This is a genomic window from Stutzerimonas stutzeri (assembly GCF_002890895.1).
In the GTDB taxonomy this organism is placed as follows: domain Bacteria; phylum Pseudomonadota; class Gammaproteobacteria; order Pseudomonadales; family Pseudomonadaceae; genus Stutzerimonas; species Stutzerimonas stutzeri_AB.
On the sequence record NZ_POUL01000001.1, the window covers coordinates 197,011 to 214,236 of the forward strand.

Below are 17,226 nucleotides of genomic sequence, written 5' to 3' on the forward strand. Positions count from 1 at the left end.
CCGAGGATGCACCCTAGCCCTTGGCTGGCATCGCCAGCGCGTTACGCCGGGCAATCGGATGGGCCTGAGCCAGCCCAGGATCAGCCACACCGGAATCGGCCCGCATGCCGGCCGCGAGGAACGGCACCATCATGCGCATGACCTGCTCGATTGAGGTTCTAGCGCCAAAGTCGTTCTCGGCAATCGCCCGTAGAGCCTTGATGCCGGACATGCTGAATGCCGCAGCGCCAAGCATGAAGTGCACACGCCAGAACAACTCAATGGGTGGGATCGACGGAGCGGCCTCGTGGACTCGATGCATATAGCGGCGGAACACCTTGCCGTACATGTCTTCGAGATAACGACGCAGATGGCCCTGGCTCTGACTGAACGAAAGCCCCAGCAGGCGCATGAAAATGGACAGGTCGTCGCCACTGCGTGGCGTCACCGCCAGTGCCTGCTCAACTAGAATCTCAAGCAGCTCCTCGAGACTTTCTTTTCTGTCGGACTGGGCCTCACGCCTGTCGAGCTCACGTTCGAGGCTCAAGCAGAACGGACCCAGAAAACGTGAAAAAACCGCTTGAATAAGGGCTTTTTTCGAGCCGAAGTGATAATTCACCGCGGCCAGGTTGACGCCGGCTTTGCTGGTGATCAGACGCAGCGACGTCTCGGCGAACCCCTTCTCAGCGAATAGCTGCTCCGCCGCATCCAGAATACGCTCGACTGTTTCAGACTGCGCCATGCTTCTCCCCCGACAAACATCTGTTTGAAACTTACGTTTCAACCTACCTCAAGTCAACCGACATAGCGCCAAATAACTCTGGCGACCGGTTCAAAGCGCATTCAAAGATAGCCTGCGGCTGCTTCAAACAACCATTGCCAAGCATCCAGCACTGTATATAATCCCAGTCACTGTATAAAAGAACAGAGACCCTTTGATGATCAAGCTGACCCCACGCCAGTCGGAAATTCTCGCCTTCATCAAGCGCTGCCTTGAGGACAACGGCTATCCGCCGACGCGTGCCGAGATCGCTCAGGAGCTGGGTTTCAAGTCGCCCAATGCCGCAGAGGAGCACCTTAAGGCCTTGGCTCGCAAAGGAGCCATTGAGATGACGCCCGGCGCCTCCCGCGGGATACGTATTCCAGGGTTCGAACCGGTTACCGAGGAAAACGGACTGCCCGTAATCGGCCGGGTGGCCGCTGGGGCGCCAATTCTCGCACAGCAGCATGTCGAAGAATCTTGCCAGATCAATCCTTCATTTTTCCAGCCGAAGGCTGATTACCTGCTGCGTGTACACGGTATGAGCATGAAGGATGTCGGCATCTTCGATGGTGATCTGTTGGCGGTCCATACCACGCGTGAAGCGCGTAACGGACAGATTGTCGTGGCCAGAATCGAGGACGAAGTAACCGTTAAGCGTTTCAAGCGCGAAGGCAGCAAGGTCTGGCTGCTCGCTGAAAACCCCGAGTTTGCGCCTATTGAAGTTGATCTCGAGCAGCAAGAGCTTGTTATCGAAGGTTTGAGCGTCGGCGTAATACGCCGCTAAGGAGAGGTTCATGCAGTACCATCCCCAACCCACCGCAGGCAAACCACCGCAGCTTTCCTTGTTCGAAGGGCTGATCGCGCATCGCCTGACGCCCTTCGGCGAGGTAGCGCGCGCCCCGCAGCCCGCGGATGACTGCCTTAGCGAAATGACCCTTACCGGTAGCGGGGATCACTGCCGCCAGTTGCTGGCTCCAATGCTGCGCGAGCTCAGTGAGGCGGCTGATACGCGCTGGCTCACACTGATTGCTCCACCGGTATCACTTTCACAGAATTGGCTGCGAGAAAACGGCCTGAATCGTGACCGTATCCTGTTGCTGCAGGCGCGTGAAAGTCAGACTGCGCTTGAGCTGGCGTGCAAGGCATTGGTGTCAGGCTGCAGCCACACGGTGATTACCTGGTTCCCACGCCTCGACAAGGCGTCCCGGCTGAAACTTCGGGTGGCGGCCGCTCAGGGTAATGCGCAAAGTTTGAACATACGTCTGGGTAGCTGATACGTCCCAGCCATTCGGCATAAGGATGTGCCGAAAGCCCCCGCAGCCATAAAGCTGTCCAAGCATTCCACCTCTCAATGCAATACCCGCGAGCCCTCTTCCTCCCGCTCGAAATCACCTTCTGACACCCGCCCCGCCATTTGCACGCCAATGTTGAACATTGCCTTGGCGATTTCGACGTGCTGACCCTGCAGGAACGCCTTGGCATCGTCAGAAAAATCCAGCGTGACCAGTACGCCTTCGTCCTCGGCGCGACGCAGCACAATGCTGCCGTCGGGTAGCTCGACGATTTCCAGAAAAGACGTTGGCATGATCATGCTCCCGTTCAAACGGCGCATTGTAACAGCCACCCAGCCTGCAGGCAGCTTTTGGGTTTCGCTGCCGAGACACATTGCTGAATTTGCAGACACTCTCGCCCAGGCAGAAAGCAGATGTGCAGCAACGCGGCCAGCCATTAGGATGGCGGTCTACCGTGGACCGGACCGCTGGATGACCATCAAAACCTTGCTATTGACGGCCCTGGCCATGCTTGCATTCGCTGGCAACTCACTGCTTTGTCGCGCGGCACTTCGCGACAGCCAGATCGATCCGGCCAGTTTTACTGCACTGCGTTTATTTGCCGGAGCAGTGGTGTTGTGGCTTTTGCTGTGCCTGAGAAGACGATCTTCGTCGACCTCCGGTAGCTGGCGAGGCGCCTTTGCACTCTTCGCCTACGCAGCCTCCTTTTCCTATGCCTACCTCAACCTTGACGCGGGCGCCGGCGCGCTGCTGCTGTTCGGGGCTGTGCAGTTGAGCATGATCGCCTGGGGGATGCTTCACGGTGAGCGATTGCATTGGGGGCAGAGTGTCGGAATGCTTATGGCAGGCGGCGGCGTAGTAGCGCTTCTGCTGCCCGGCACGAGCACACCGCCGCTATCGGCGTCTCTGCTGATGGTGCTGGCGGGCGCTGCGTGGGGCGCCTATTCGATATTAGGCAAAGGTACGCCTGATGCACTGGCTGTTACTGCGGGTAACTTCGTTCGGACCCTGCCAATTGCCATCCTGTTATGCCTACTGGCGCTGAATAGCCTGAAATGGGACAGCACAGGAGTGATCTATGCGCTGCTGTCTGGCGGTTTGACCTCCGGCATCGGCTACGCTATCTGGTACGCAGCGCTCCCAGGCCTGGCGGCCATCCAGGCGGCCACCGTACAGCTGAGCGTGCCACTTCTTACAGCCCTGGCGGGAAGCCTGTTGCTAGGGGAGCCCTTGACCGGAAAATTGCTGGTCGCCGGCTTTGCGATTCTAGGCGGCATTGCTCTAGTCCTAAGGTTCAAGCAGCGCACCTGATGCAACGGCAGCCCCCTGCCGTTGCACGCTTATTCGCTTACCACTCGGTCAGTGACTCGCGAAAGCGTAAGGCCAGCTCTTTCAAACTGCGCCGCCAAACCTCCAGCTCTTCCCGTGCCAGCGCCGGCACCTGTTCATCGACACTAACTGCCTCGATCAACGGCATGGTGGGATCGGTCTTGGCTTTGGTTGGCGTACGAGGCGGCTCGAAGAGTACCGAGTAAGCTTTAAGCAGCTGTGCTAACCAGGTTTCGGAATGCTCGGCCAGCTCTATCAGCTCAGCGAGCTCCGGGCTTGATGAAGCGCCTTGCACTGAGGGCACCAGCAACAGCTCCGGACGCGGCGCACTGGCTTCGGGCAGGCGATAGTAGCCGGCGATCTCATGACACAGGCCCAACAACGCGCCGTACAGATGAAAAAGGCTAGCCTCGCGCTCGGCCTGAATCAGACCTGGCGCATTCATCGCGCCTTTCTCTTCGGCCCGCCGCCAGTTTTCGAGGGCCAGTCCGGCGAAGTAGATTTTCTGATTGGTGCGGGTGTACAGCTCATGAGCCATGGCGACGGTCTCCCGAGAGTTGAAACGCAATGAGTCGAAGCCTGCAGGAAGCCGGCTTCGACTCGCGGCTGTCAGTTACTTGCCGGTGCTCTTGTCCTCTACCTTCCACTTGCCGCCATCAAAGAATGCCTTCCAGCCGGTCGGCTTTCCATTGACCTCGGTTTGAACGTATTGCTCCTTGGTCTTGCGGCTAAAGCGGATCACCGCCGCGCGCCCTTCCGAATCCTTCTGAGGCGCACTCAGCAGAAAGTGATACTTAGGGTCGATCTCATCCTTGTGGGGGATCAGCTCCAGCACCAGGGGTGCACGGGTCTCACGGTTCTTGGGGAACTGGCTGGCGGCCAGGAACAAACCGGAGGCGCCGTCACGCAACACATAGGTGTCGTCGACCTTTTCACATTTAAGCTCAGGCATCTTCACGGCATCCATCTTCGGTGGAGCCGCCTCACCGCTTCTGAGCAATTTACGCGTGTTCTTGCAGTCGGCATTGGTGCAGCCGAAGAATTTACCGAAGCGGCCTGTCTTGAGCTGCATTTCACTGCCGCACTTGTCGCATTCCAGGCTCGGTCCCTCATAGCCCTTGATGCGGTACTGACCCTCTTCGATTTCGTAACCGGTGCAATCGGGGTTGTTGCCACAGATATGCAGCTTATGGGTTTCGTCGAGCAGATAGGCATCCATCGCCGTGCTGCAGATCGGGCAACGATGTTTGCCCAACAGCACTCGGGATTCGGACTCACCTTCGTCATCAGCGGCAATCTCATCGCCAGGGATGAGGTTGACCGTGGACTTGCAGCGCTCTTTCGGCGGCAGGCTGTAGCCGGAGCAACCAAGGAAGACACCGGTGGACGCGGTGCGGATCATCATCGGCCGACCGCAAACCTTGCACGGAATGTCAGTCAGCGTCGGCTGATTGGCACGCATGCCGTTCTCGCTGGCCTCGGCCACCTCGAGCTTTTTCTTGAAATCGCCGTAGAACTCGTCGAGAACGTGCTTCCACTCGCGCTCGCCCTGGGCAACGTCGTCGAGGTTTTCCTCCATGCCAGCGGTAAAACCGTAATCCATCAGGTTATTGAAGCTTTCTGACAGGCGCTCGGTAACGATGTCGCCCATCTTCTCGGAATAGAACCGGCGGTTGTGCAGCGAGACGTAGCCACGATCCTGGATCGTCGAGATGATCGCCGCATAGGTCGATGGACGGCCGATGCCACGCTTTTCCATCTCCTTGACCAGACTCGCTTCCGAATAGCGCGCCGGCGGCTTGGTGAAGTGCTGGCTCGGGTCGAGCTTGATCAGCTTCATCCCGTCGCCCTTGTTCATGTCCGGCAATACGTCGTCTTCGCCACTTTTGCTTTGCTGCGGCATGACCTTGGTGTAACCGTCAAATTTGAGAATGCGGCCCTTGGCGCGCAGCTCGAAATTGCCGGCAGTGACCGTCACGCTCGTCGACAGATACTGTGCAGGCGGCATCTGGCACGCCACGAATTGACGCCAGATAAGGTCATAGAGGCGCTCGGCGTCTCGTTCCATTCCCGTCAGCTGCGCCGGGCGCAGATTGACGTCCGACGGACGAATCGCCTCGTGAGCCTCCTGGGCACCCTCCTTGCTGGAGTAGAAGTTGGGCTTTTCAGGCAGATACTTGCCGCCAAACTCGTCTTCGATGAACCCCCGAACCATCGTCAGCGCATCTGCCGACAGATTGGTCGAGTCGGTACGCATGTAGGTGATGTAGCCAGCCTCGTAGAGACGCTGCGCCATCATCATGGTTTTCTTCACGCCGAACCCTAAACGGTTGCTCGCCGCCTGCTGCAACGTCGAGGTGATGAACGGCGCAGACGGCTTGCTGCTGGTCGGCTTGTCCTCACGCTTGGTGACGCTGTAGCTGGAATCCTTGAGCTGCTCGAGCGCCGCCATGGCATGCGCTTCGTTAAGGGGTTTGAAGGCTTCGCCGTTCTCGCGAGAGACCTCGAAGCGAACCTTGGCATTGCCGCTCGTACCAAGGTCGGCGTGTACTTCCCAATATTCTTCCGGCACGAATGCCCGGATCTCGCGCTCACGCTCCACTACCAGCTTCACAGCAACTGATTGAACACGGCCAGCGGAAAGCCCTCGGGCGATCTTGGACCAGAGCAGCGGTGAAACCATGTAGCCCACGACTCGGTCGAGGAACCGTCGCGCTTGCTGTGCATTGACACGATTGATGTCGAGGTCGCCCGGCTTGGAGAACGCCTCTTGAATCGCCTTCTTGGTGATCTCGTTGAACACCACGCGCTTGTAGCGGCCATCATCGCCACCTATGGATTCGCGCAGATGCCAGGCGATGGCCTCCCCCTCTCTGTCCAAGTCGGTCGCGAGATAGATGGTATCGGCTTCCTTGGCCAGGCGACGAAGCTCATCGATGACCTTCTCTTTGCCGGGCAGGATTTCGTACTTCGCCTTCCAGCCGTGCTCGGGATCGATGCCCATGCGGGTAAACAGCTGACGCTTGGCCTTCTCCTTCGGCGAAAGCGCTGGAGCTTCGGCCGCTGCAGCCTTGCCGCGCTTGACCGGCTCCTTGTTGGCAGAGCCGCTGGTGGGAAGGTCGCGGATGTGGCCGATACTCGACTTCACCACGTATTGGTTGCCCAAATACTTGTTGATTGTCTTGGCCTTGGCCGGTGATTCCACGATGACCAGCGATTTACCCATGGAGAGGAGAGTTCCTGAATCGAGAGGTGAACTGAGATTGTTGAACCGGCGGCAGCCCGACGTCGAAACGTCACCCGGCTTGCCAGCCTAGAAGCGAAGCAGCGTAACCAGCCTGCGAGAGCAATCATTTGCTCCGGAAAACGTCCGCACCCATGGCCTAAATCCATTGGCAGCCTGGCTGCCCGGCTGGGTCTTATCGTCCTAAACCGAGGGAGAATGATCTTCACCCGGTCTGAAAGCACCGCTATATATAGTGGCGATAGAGCTGAGGTCAAGCGCAGGGGTTAAGCCAGCTCGTGCATACAGTGCCTAAAAACGAGTGGGCTCGGCTTCGATCAGGGCAAAACGGGGAAGCGTTTCGCCGTCGACCTCTACCGTCTCGGTAAACATCGAGAGCGGACGAACCCACAGCCCGAAATCGCCGTATAGCGCCTGATAGAAGACCACTGACTCTTCCGTTTCGGAATGCCGAGCAACTGCGTATACGCGATACTCGGGGCCTTTGTAATGGCGGTAACGGCCTGGCGTGACTTGCATCTCGACTGCCTCTGAAAAAAACACTCATCAAAAATGAAAACCGGGGCACAAGGCCCCGGTTTCCGTGCCGCCAAATAGCTTAGACGCGTTCGAACACCGTGGTGATGCCCTGACCGAGGCCGATGCACATTGTGGACACGCCCAGCGTACCGCTGTTCTGCTTCATCACGTTCAACAGAGTGCCGGAAATACGCGCACCTGAGCAACCGAACGGGTGACCCAAGGCAATGGCTCCACCGTGAAGGTTGACCTTCTGCTCCATCTTGTCGAGTAGCTTGAGGTCCTTCAGAACTGGCAATGCCTGAGCGGCAAAGGCTTCGTTGAGCTCGACGAAGTCGATGTCGTCCATCGTCAGACCAGCACGCTTGAGCGCTTTCTGAGTCGCCGGCACCGGACCGTAACCCATGATTGCCGGATCGACGCCGGCCAGCGCCATCGAGCGAATCACTGCCATCGGCTGGATACCAAGATCCTGAGCACGCTGTGCCGACATGACGATCATGCAGGAAGCACCGTCAGTGATCTGCGATGAGGTACCTGCAGTCACGGTGCCGCCCTTCGGGTTGAAAGCAGGCTTCAGCGCCGCCAGGCTTTCCAGGGTGGTTTCCGGACGAATGGTTTCATCGTAGTCGAAGACCTTGAGGAAACCGTTCTCGTCGTAGCCTTCCATCGGGATGATTTCATGCTTGAACAGGCCTTCGACGGTCGCTTTGTGCGCCAGACGATGCGAACGCTCACCAAAGGCGTCCTGCTGCTCGCGGGTGATGCCATGCATCTTGCCCAGCATTTCGGCTGTCAGACCCATCATGCCGGACGCCTTGGCAGCGTGCAGCGACAGCTGCGGGTTCGGGTCGACGCCATGCATCATGCCGACGTGGCCCATGTGCTCGACACCACCCACGACGAAGACATCACCGTTACCGGTCATGATCGCCTGAGCGGCGGTGTGCAAAGCGCTCATGGACGAACCGCACAAGCGGCTGACAGTCTGCGCGGCGCTGGTATGCGGGATACGGGTCAGCAACGAAGCCATACGGGCGATGTTCCAGCCCTGCTCCAGGGTCTGGTTGACGCAGCCCCAGATCACGTCCTCGACTTCTGCCGGGTCGACTTTGGAGTTGCGTGCCAACAAGCCATCGATCAGCTGCGCGGACATGGTCTCGGCGCGGGTATTGCGGTGCATGCCGCCCTTGGAACGACCCATCGGGGTACGGCCGAAGTCGACAATGACGACGTCTCTCGGATTAAGGCTCATATCTCTCTATTCCTCGATTAACCGTAGAAGCTCTGGCCGTTAGCGGCCATCTCACGCAGCTTCGCAGTCGGGTGATACAGCGGACCCAGGTCGGCGTACTTGTCGGCCAGTGCCACGAACTCGGCAACACCGATCGAGTCGATGTAGCGCAGTGCACCACCACGGAAAGGTGGGAAGCCGATGCCGTAGATCAAGCCCATATCGGCCTCGGCAGCGGTTTCGACGATGTTGTCTTCCAGGCAGCGAACGGTCTCCAGGCACAGCGGAATCATCATGTAGTTGATGATGTCTTCGTCGGAGAGCTCGCGCGTCTCGCTGACCACCGGCTTGAGGAGCTCGTAGGACTGCGGGTCGACCACTTTCTTCGGCTTGCCCTTCTTGTCCATCTCGTACGCATAGAAGCCCTTACCATTCTTCTGGCCAAGACGGTTGGCGTCATACATGACGTCGACGGCCGTACGGGTGTCGTCCTTCATGCGATCCGGGAAGCCTTCAGCCATCACGTCACGGCCGTGGTGGCCGGTGTCCATGCCGACGACGTCCATCAGATACGCCGGGCCCATCGGCCAGCCGAACTTTTCCATCACCTTGTCAGCGCGGACAAAGTCCACACCATGGGCGATGGCGCGGGCAAAGCCGCCGAAGTACGGGAACAGCACGCGGTTGACCAGGAAGCCCGGGCAATCGTTGACCACGACCGGGCTCTTGCCCATTTTCTTGGCGTAGGCAACGGTGGTGGCAATTGCGGTTTCGCTGGTCTTCTCACCACGGATGACTTCCACCAGCGGCATCATGTGCACCGGATTGAAGAAGTGCATGCCGCAGAAGTTTTCCGGACGCTTGAGCGCCTGGGCCAGCAGGCTGATGGAAATGGTCGAGGTGTTCGAGGCGATGATGGCATCGTCACGCACCAGGCCTTCCACTTCGGCCAGCACCGACTGCTTGATCTTCGGGTTTTCGACAACGGCCTCAACCACGATGTCGACGTGACCGAAGTCGCCATAGGACATGGTTGGACGAATAGCATTGAGGGCTTCAGCCATCTTGGCTGGCGTCAGGCGACCTTTCTCGACACGCTTGCCGAGTAGCTTGGAAGCCTCGTTCAAGCCCATCTGGATGCCTTCTTCGCGGATATCCTTCATCAGGATCGGCGTGCCTTTGACAGCCGACTGATAGGCGATACCGCCACCCATGATGCCGGCGCCGAGAACGGCAGCCAGTTTCACGTCACGGGCCTGTTTGTCATACGCCTTGGCCTTCTTCTTCAGCTCCTGATCGCTCAGGAACAGGCCAACCAGGCTCTGTGCAACAGAAGTCTTGGCCAGTTTGACGAAGCCAGCGGCCTCAACTTCGATCGCTTTGTCGCGGCCGAAATTGGCGGCTTTCTGAATGGTCTTGATCGCTTCGACCGGCGCCGGATAGTTCGGGCCAGCCTGACCAGCCACAAAACCCTTGGAGGTTTCGAACGCCATCATTTGCTCAATAGCGTTGAGCTTGAGCTTGTCCAGCTTTGGTTGACGCTTGGCTTTGTAGTCCAGCTCACCAGAAATGGCGCGCTTGATCAGATCCAGCGCGGCGGCCTGAAGCTGCTGGGGAGCAACCACGGCATCGACGGCACGCACCTTGAGCGCATCTTCAGCACGGTTTTCCTTGCCGGACGCAATCCACTCGACAGCGTTGTCCACGCCAATCAGACGCGGCAGTCGAACGGTACCGCCGAAACCTGGGTAGATGCCCAGCTTCACTTCTGGCAGGCCGACCTTGGCAACAGTGGACATGACGCGGTAGTCAGCGGCCATGCACATCTCGAAACCACCGCCCAACGCGATGCCATTGATGGCCGCGACGGTCGGGACACCGAGGTCTTCGAAATCGCTGAAGATCTTGTTCGCTTCGAGGTTACCGGCGACCAGCTCCTCATCGGACATCTTGAAGTTGTCGACGAACTCGGTGATGTCCGCACCGACAATGAAAACATCCTTGCCGCTGGTAACGATGACGCCCTTGACCGAAGCGTCCGCCTTGATGGCGTCGACTGCCTGGCGCAGGTCGTTGAGGGTGAGGCGATTGAACTTGTTGACGGACTCACCCTTGAGGTCGAAATTCAATTCGACGATGCCGCTCTCAAGAGCCTTAACCGTGATGGCTTTACCTTCGTAAATCATCAACTGATCTCCACGGTATGGAAGCTGAACGTTACGTGTCGCACGTCATCGGCCCGAAGACCGTCACTGCTACACAGTGAAACGACACCCACCGACACGATAAACCGGGCTGACGGCATTTGCGTGGCAAACGCTCGATTCATACGCCCGTTTGATTTGGGTGAGCACACCTTCTTTGAAAAGCATCCGAATGTCAATCGACTGGCCAAACCGCAAGAGCACTTCATCCGCTTCAAGACCATCAAGCCTAGCCAAGGCCAGCCAAACCCGCGACGAGCAGGCACATCTTTCCTCGCATGGGCGGGCATTCATGCAGCTGATCCCACCCGCCATCAGTGATGGACCACTTCTTACGCCCAGCGTCACAACCAGCCTGGCTTGCTTGTACACTCACCGCCTGCACCCAAAATCTCGTTCAGCTGCGCCAGTGCACAGCCACGCTTCAGGAGTCATGCATGTCTGCACCCATTGCCCGCGTCGATATAGGCCAGGATCCATACAAGTGGCTGGAGAACCGCGACGCACCCGAGGTGCTCGATTACCTGAAAGCGGAAAATGCCTATCTGGAAGAACAGCTGGCTGACCAAGACCAACTGCGTGAATCGTTGTTTCTCGAGATCAAAGGCCGTATCCGGGAGACCGACCTTTCGCTGCCCTCCCCCTGGGGACCCTGGCTCTATTACCAGCGCACCACGGCTGGCGATGAATATCCGCGCCACTACCGCTGCGCGCGCCCGGCGGACGGCTCATTCGCCGTGGATGAAGCTAGCGAGCAACTCTTGCTCGACCCCAACGAGCTGGCAGCGGGAGGCTTCCTGTCGCTGGGCGCGTTCAGTGTCAGCCAGGACCACAGCAAGCTGGCTTACAGCCTCGACACGCAAGGCGACGAGATCTACCAGCTGTTCGTCAAGGACCTGCAAACAGGCGAGGTGACCGCGCTCCCCTTCGAAGATTGCGACGGCAGCATGACCTGGGCCAACGATAATCAAACCCTGTTCTTCGGCGAACTCGACGACACCCACCGCCCCCACAAGATCTACCGTCATAGGCTGGGCGACAGCGAGCGCACCGAGGTGTATCACGACCCGGACGGGCGTTATTTCGTGCATTGCTACCGAGCCAGCTCAGAGCGCCAGCTGGTCATCCTTTCCAACAGCAAGACCACCAGCGAAGCCTGGGCGCTCTCAGCGGATGAACCCGAAGGAAACTGGGTTTGCCTGGCACCACGCCAGGATGATCACGAGTACTACCCTGACCACGGCCTGCTGGACGGGCAATGGAGCTGGCTGATCCGCAGCAACCAGGCCGGTATCAATTTCGCCCTGTATCAGGCACCGGAGCGCACCCCGCAACGCGAGCACTGGCATGAGTTGATCGGCCACAGCGACTCGGTGATGCTGGAAGACGTCAGCCTGAACGCCAATGCGGTCACGCTGAGCTTGCGCGAGGCGGGACTTCCCATCATCGAAGTTCGACCGTCGGCTGCCGCGCCCTACCGTGTGCAACTGCCGGATGCCGCCTACAGCCTACACATACACAACACGCTCGAATTCGACAGCCCGGTTATCCGGCTGCGCTACGAAGCGCTGAACCGCCCGGCTCAGATCCGTCAACTGAGCCTGGCCGACGGCCAGCAGCAGGTGCTCAAGGAGACGCCGGTCGAGGGTCCGTTCGATGCCGATGCCTACGAGAGCCGACGCATCTGGGCCACTGCGGCCGATGGCACTCAGGTGCCTATCAGCCTGGTTGGACGCCGTGAGCATTTCGGTAAGCCAGCCCCTCTGTATCTCTATGGCTACGGTGCTTACGGTCACAGCCTGGACCCCTGGTTTTCCCATGCCCGGCTATCGCTGCTCGATCGCGGATTCGTCTTCGCCATTGCGCATGTACGCGGCGGCGGCGATCTTGGCGAGGCCTGGTACCGCGGAGGCAAACTGGAACATAAGCCAAACACATTCAGCGATTTCGTTGCCTGCGCTGAAAAACTCGTTGCAGATGGTTATACCGAACCGGCTCGACTCGCCGTCAGCGGCGGCAGCGCCGGGGGCCTGCTGATTGGCGCCGTAGTCAATCTGCGGCCGGACCTTTTCGGTGCGGCCATCGCCGAGGTGCCCTTCGTCGACGTGTTGAACACCATGCTTAACGCCGACCTGCCGCTGACGGTGACCGAGTACGACGAGTGGGGAGACCCGAATCAGCCTGAGGTGCATGCACGCATCAAGGCCTACGCGCCCTACGAGAACGTGCGCAGCCAGCCCTACCCGGCCATTCTCGCGGTAGCCGGGTATAACGACAGCCGCGTGCAATACTGGGAAGCGGCCAAGTGGGTCGCCAAGCTGCGCGCGCACAAGACCGACGACAACCTGCTGCTGCTGAAAACAGAGTTTGGCGCTGGGCATGGAGGCATGAGCGGGCGCTATCAGGCGCTGAAGGACGTCGCGCTGGAATACGCCTTCGTCCTTAAGGTATTCAACATGGCGCCTCGCTAGAAAATCGAGGCCCCAAGCGTGCCGCCGGCCCCCTTGCCTGTGGGGCCCAGGTTTGCCGACCCACGGTGGGAACAGTGCCAGAGCGACGGGGTCACTTATCACACCATCAATTCGGAGTGATTACCCATGTTCAGTACATCCTCAAACCATGCCTCACAGAACGTGCACGGCTGGGAGCGCGCAGCATCGATCATCGGCGGCCTGTACTTCCTCGGTAAAGGCCTTGGGCGTGGCGGCGTAGGCGGAGTTCTACAGGTGGCGGTCGGCGGAATGGCCCTGGCGCGAGGCATCTCCGGCCAGTGCGAAGCCAAGCGCATGCTCGACGACGTGAACGAACAGGCCAGAATGGCCGAGGGAAACTCGCGAAGCATGCCGCTCGAACGCAGTGAGGCCGATGACGTGCGCCTGAGAACCAATGCCCAGGCGGCCACCGGCACCGCGACAGTGACCGGCAACGACTCGCTCGAGAACCCGCGCGCGGGCGTCTGACCAGGCTACAGCTGCGCGAGCGGTAACCGCTCCAAATCCGCTCGCGTGGAAAGGTTTGCCCGCAACACAAAAGAAGAATCGGCCCCGCGGCACGGTGTAGACGCAACGTACTATCGCGAAAAGACTCTAGCTTGCCTACGGCAACGCCTGTTTTTGGCGATGGCCTATCAGCGGTTCGAAACTGCTTACTGCTCAGTCACGGGGAACGACGATCAGCCCGGCACGCCCGCCGATCGCGACGTCCGCAATCGGGAACAAGATCCGCGCATGCTGCTCTTCTACCACCCAGCGCGTGCCGTTCTCGTCCTCCGCCAGCAAGGTGCCAGGCACAAGCGGAGTGAAGTTCTGTATATCCTCGGGGAGGCGAAGAGCGAACTGATCGCTTTGTTTGATGATTTCGCGCGCCAGCCGAAATTTCAGTAAAGGCGGCCGCTGAGGCTCATGAACTTCGGGATCTACCGCTTCGATCCAGCTACGCGCAGCCTGCAAGAATTGGTGGAGACATTGTGGCCATACGCTTCCCGGGGCTTCGGCCATTTCCAGCGTAAAGGCCTCGGCTCCATGCCGAGTCGCCGTGTGAGCACTGAAGGTTCCGGAAGGCTTCTCCTGCAACAGCACCGCATCAACCGCAGCGTGCTGAAGACGTGTCAGGCTTTGCGGAGCGACTTCGCGTCCTTCTACCCAAGGACAGACAGCAAACTGCGGCAGCACGGATTCACGCATCGCCGAGTGCAGGTCGTAATGCCAGCGCTGCCGGCCAGGTTCTTGGAAATACGCGGCAACCCACGCCTCCAGCTGCGCAGCGCGGCGCGTCTCGTCGCTTGGCTCGCTTGCCGCGTGCTTGCCACAGAACAGCCGGTTCAGATCCTGCCCCAAACGACGCACGCCCTGCCTCATGGCGGGCGGATTGCAGAACAACAGCAACAGCCGCGCACGCGGGCGAATCTCGTTACAGGCGACCGCCTTGATCAAGCGGTCCAGCAGTTCAATCGGAATGACTTCACAGCCATGCACGCCCGCCGACAGCACCAGATCGAGCCCCGAATCCAGGTCGCTCGCGGGGGTGACCTCCAAGGCTCCCTCGCCCAACCATCGCAGCCGAGCACCGTCGGCGGTGAACTGCTCGCTTTTAGGCGGCACCTTACCGGCAATCGTCAGCTCCAACATCCGACCCAGCGTCGGCATTTCGGAGCAGTCAGTGGTCGTGGTTACAGTCCGGACCATGAACGTGATCATCCTCGCTGGCTTCAACCGGCTCCATCTCAAGTTCAAGGCTAACCAGATTGGTAGCCAATGGACGTAGCAGCAGGTTGGCGTATTCAGTGTCGCCGTCTTCTACATCGACACCGATCATCAGCTGGTTGTTGCCGACTTGCTGAATCCAGACCTCCCGCCCCTGCCACATCACAGCAAAACGGGTGCAAGACGTCTCCAACTGGGTGCCGTCTACGTCTTCAAGGATCAATTGCAGGCTATCGCTCATCGTCAGAATCTCGGTAGGGGAAAGAGGCAGGGCAGATGACTGCCCTGCTAGTTTTAAAGACGCCATGCCTCGCCTCAGGCCTGGCTCAGTTTTGCTGCAGCACGCTCAAGACGGGCAAGCCCTTCGGCGATATCGGCCTCTTCGATGATCAAGCTCGGAGCCAGGCGGATTACATCGGGGCCGGCCTGCAGAATCATCAGCGCTTCGTGCTCAGCCGCGTCGAAGATCTCGCGCGCGCGACCTTTCCAGGCGTCCTCAAGTACACAGCCGATCAACATGCCCATCCCCCGGACCTGGCTGAACAGGCCATGACGCTGCCCGATCTCCAGCAGGCCCCGCTTGAAGCGCTCGTGCCGTTCCTTCACGCCATTCAGCACCTCAGGCGTATTGACGATATCGACCACCGCCTCGGCCACAGCGCACGCCAGCGGGTTGCCGCCGTAGGTGGTGCCATGAGTACCCACGCTGAAATGCGCAGCGATCTCATCGGTGGTCAGCATCAAACCAATTGGAAAGCCGCCGCCAAGGCTCTTGGCATTGGTAAGGATGTCCGGTGTGACGCCATAGTTCATGTAGGCGTACAACTCGCCGGTACGGCCCATACCGGTCTGGACTTCATCGAAGATCAACAGCGCGTTGTGCTGGTCACACAGCTTGCGAGCCCCTTCCAGATACGCCTGATCAGCGGGCAGAACGCCACTTTCACCCTGGATCGGCTCTAGCACCACGGCACAGGTCTTGTCCGAAATCGTTGCGGCGAGCGCATCGAGATCGTTATACGGGACGTGGCTGATGCCCTGAATCTTTGGGCCGAATCCATCGGAATATTTCGGCTGGCCGCCTACCGTCACGGTAAACAGCGTCCGGCCGTGGAAGCTGTTAACGGCGGAGATGATCTCGCATTTCTCCGGCCCGTGGTTGTCATGCGCGTAGCGGCGCGCCAGCTTGAAGGCCGCCTCGTTGGCCTCGGCGCCGGAGTTTGCGAAAAACGCCCGGTCGGCAAAGGTTGCTGCGGTGAGCTTTTTAGCCAGACGCAACGCCGGCTCATTGGTAAAGATGTTGGAAATGTGCCAGAGCTTGCCAGCCTGCTCGGTCAGCGCCGCCACCAGCGCCGGGTGGGCGTGGCCGAGCACGTTGACAGCAATGCCGCCAGTAAAGTCGATCAGCTCTCGCCCGCTCTGATCCCAGACTCGTGAACCCTTCCCGCGCACGGGAATGAAAGCGGCGGGTGCGAAAGTAGGAACAATGACCTGGTCGAAATCAGCGCGTTCTACCGGGGTGTGCGGGGCGGACATCAGGAATCTCCTGGGAGGCGACACGAATAGGAAATAAAACGCCCCGCCATGGCGGGGCGTTGCATGCGCAGTTTAAACGCAGGCCCGCCAGCAATGGGCGGACCGGCGAAAATTCTCTTCAGGACACGATCGAATGCTGCTGGTCGAGCTCAATGGCCCGCTCCAAGGTTTCGAGCAAGGCTTTGCGTGCCTTGAGCTTGGTGTTCTTGTGCGCAGTCATGTTGATCTTCTTCAACTGGGCCGCCGCCGCTTTGGCCGCATCCATCAGCTCACTGGCCGGGACTATCTTGTCGAGGAATCCCGCCTCGACTGCAGCTTGTGGATTGAAGATCTCACCATTGATTACCGATCGCTGAAAAGCAGGCTTGGTCAAACGGTCCCGAGCCAGCTCGATACCCGAATGGTGCATGGTCATACCGATCTGCACTTCATTGAGACCGATATTGAACGCGCCGTCGACACCGATGCGGTAATCGGACGACAGCAGCAGGAAGGCGCCTTTGGCAATCGCATGGCCCGGACAGGCCGCAACGATCGGGAAAGGATGAGCGAGCATTCGCAGCGTGAACTTAGAGCCCGTGGTCACCAGCGAAATGGCGTTTTCCGGCCCCGAGGTCATGACCTTGAGATCATAGCCACCGGAGAGAATGCCCGGCTGCCCAGTAAGGATCACCACGGCGCGGTCCTGCTCGGCGCGGTCGAAAGCCGCGTTGAGCGCGTCGAACATCGCCGGAGACAGTGCATTGACCTTGCCGTTATTCAGCGTCAGCGTGGCGATGCCGTCTTCGATTTCGTAGGAAACCAGATCACTCATGACGAATATTCCTTGTTAAAAGTCCACAGACGTTACCCAGCAGAACCCGAGAGGTAAAGCATCGTGACTGACCGACAAGTCATGGTTTGCGACCGGCGCTCGGCTGGCGA

Annotated in this window: 16 protein-coding genes; 5 read left to right on the plus strand and 11 right to left on the minus strand. The window is 59.2% G+C overall.

The annotated features are described in order from the left end of the window. Positions 1-13: 13 nt before the first annotated feature. A complete protein-coding gene (locus CXK96_RS00920) occupies positions 14-721 on the minus strand; it encodes a TetR/AcrR family transcriptional regulator (RefSeq protein WP_102834646.1) in 708 nt (235 codons plus the stop codon). Between the two features lie 196 nt (positions 722-917). Here CXK96_RS00920 and lexA point away from each other — a divergent pair, with 196 nt between their 5' ends. Then, a complete protein-coding gene (gene lexA / locus CXK96_RS00925; RefSeq protein ID WP_102834647.1) occupies positions 918-1,526 on the plus strand; it encodes a transcriptional repressor LexA in 609 nt (202 codons plus the stop codon). Positions 1,527-1,536: 10 nt separating this feature from the next. Further along, positions 1,537-2,016 carry an SOS-induced cell division inhibitor SulA gene (gene sulA / locus CXK96_RS00930; RefSeq protein WP_102834648.1) on the plus strand — a complete coding sequence of 160 codons (480 nt, stop codon included), beginning with the start codon at positions 1,537-1,539 and terminating at the stop codon, positions 2,014-2,016. Between the two features lie 74 nt (positions 2,017-2,090). On the opposite strand, the gene CXK96_RS00935 is transcribed toward sulA, so the two are convergent. Then, positions 2,091-2,327 (minus strand): hypothetical protein, encoded by a 237-nt coding sequence (locus CXK96_RS00935; protein ID WP_102835015.1) that lies wholly within the window; start codon positions 2,325-2,327, stop codon positions 2,091-2,093. Between the two features lie 178 nt (positions 2,328-2,505). Here CXK96_RS00935 and CXK96_RS00940 point away from each other — a divergent pair, with 178 nt between their 5' ends. Further along, entirely contained in the window at positions 2,506-3,345 is an 840-nt protein-coding gene (locus CXK96_RS00940) for a DMT family transporter (protein WP_102835016.1), read from the plus strand. Between the two features lie 37 nt (positions 3,346-3,382). On the opposite strand, the gene CXK96_RS00945 is transcribed toward CXK96_RS00940, so the two are convergent. From CXK96_RS00945 to fadB, 5 genes are all read right to left on the minus strand, one after another. Beyond that, positions 3,383-3,901, minus strand: a complete 519-nt coding sequence (locus CXK96_RS00945; protein ID WP_102834649.1) for a DUF6586 family protein — start codon at positions 3,899-3,901, stop codon at positions 3,383-3,385. 75 nt (positions 3,902-3,976) lie between these two features. Continuing rightward, complete coding sequence (gene topA, locus CXK96_RS00950) at positions 3,977-6,589, minus strand: type I DNA topoisomerase (protein ID WP_102834650.1); 2,613 nt, start codon at positions 6,587-6,589, stop codon at positions 3,977-3,979. Positions 6,590-6,898: 309 nt separating this feature from the next. Then, positions 6,899-7,126, minus strand: coding sequence for a DUF1653 domain-containing protein (locus tag CXK96_RS00955; RefSeq protein ID WP_019340656.1), 228 nt, complete (start codon positions 7,124-7,126; stop codon positions 6,899-6,901). A gap of 79 nt (positions 7,127-7,205) precedes the next feature. Beyond that, positions 7,206-8,381, minus strand: coding sequence for an acetyl-CoA C-acyltransferase FadA (fadA, locus tag CXK96_RS00960; protein ID WP_102834651.1), 1,176 nt, complete (start codon positions 8,379-8,381; stop codon positions 7,206-7,208). 17 nt (positions 8,382-8,398) lie between these two features. Beyond that, positions 8,399-10,546, minus strand: a complete 2,148-nt coding sequence (fadB, locus tag CXK96_RS00965; RefSeq protein ID WP_102834652.1) for a fatty acid oxidation complex subunit alpha FadB — start codon at positions 10,544-10,546, stop codon at positions 8,399-8,401. A gap of 455 nt (positions 10,547-11,001) precedes the next feature. Here fadB and CXK96_RS00975 point away from each other — a divergent pair, with 455 nt between their 5' ends. Together CXK96_RS00975 and CXK96_RS00980 are read left to right on the plus strand one after the other, a co-directional pair. Next, the gene (locus tag CXK96_RS00975) at positions 11,002-13,035 is read left to right on the plus strand and encodes a S9 family peptidase (protein WP_102834653.1); all 2,034 of its coding nucleotides are present in this window, start codon (positions 11,002-11,004) and stop codon (positions 13,033-13,035) included. Positions 13,036-13,161: 126 nt separating this feature from the next. Then, positions 13,162-13,524 carry a YgaP-like transmembrane domain gene (locus CXK96_RS00980; protein WP_102834654.1) on the plus strand — a complete coding sequence of 121 codons (363 nt, stop codon included), beginning with the start codon at positions 13,162-13,164 and terminating at the stop codon, positions 13,522-13,524. A 192-nt stretch (positions 13,525-13,716) separates the two neighbouring features. On the opposite strand, the gene CXK96_RS00985 is transcribed toward CXK96_RS00980, so the two are convergent. The 4 genes from CXK96_RS00985 to CXK96_RS01000 all read right to left on the minus strand — a co-directional run bounded on the left by CXK96_RS00985 (position 13,717) and on the right by CXK96_RS01000 (position 17,116). Then, positions 13,717-14,709 carry a succinylglutamate desuccinylase gene (locus CXK96_RS00985; protein ID WP_102834655.1) on the minus strand — a complete coding sequence of 331 codons (993 nt, stop codon included), beginning with the start codon at positions 14,707-14,709 and terminating at the stop codon, positions 13,717-13,719. Between the two features lie 10 nt (positions 14,710-14,719). After that, entirely contained in the window at positions 14,720-15,007 is a 288-nt protein-coding gene (locus CXK96_RS00990; protein WP_102834656.1) for a topoisomerase II, read from the minus strand. A gap of 74 nt (positions 15,008-15,081) precedes the next feature. After that, positions 15,082-16,302, minus strand: a complete 1,221-nt coding sequence (locus CXK96_RS00995; RefSeq protein WP_102834657.1) for an aspartate aminotransferase family protein — start codon at positions 16,300-16,302, stop codon at positions 15,082-15,084. Between the two features lie 118 nt (positions 16,303-16,420). Further along, complete coding sequence (locus CXK96_RS01000) at positions 16,421-17,116, minus strand: crotonase/enoyl-CoA hydratase family protein (RefSeq protein WP_102834658.1); 696 nt, start codon at positions 17,114-17,116, stop codon at positions 16,421-16,423. Positions 17,117-17,226: the final 110 nt, after the last annotated feature.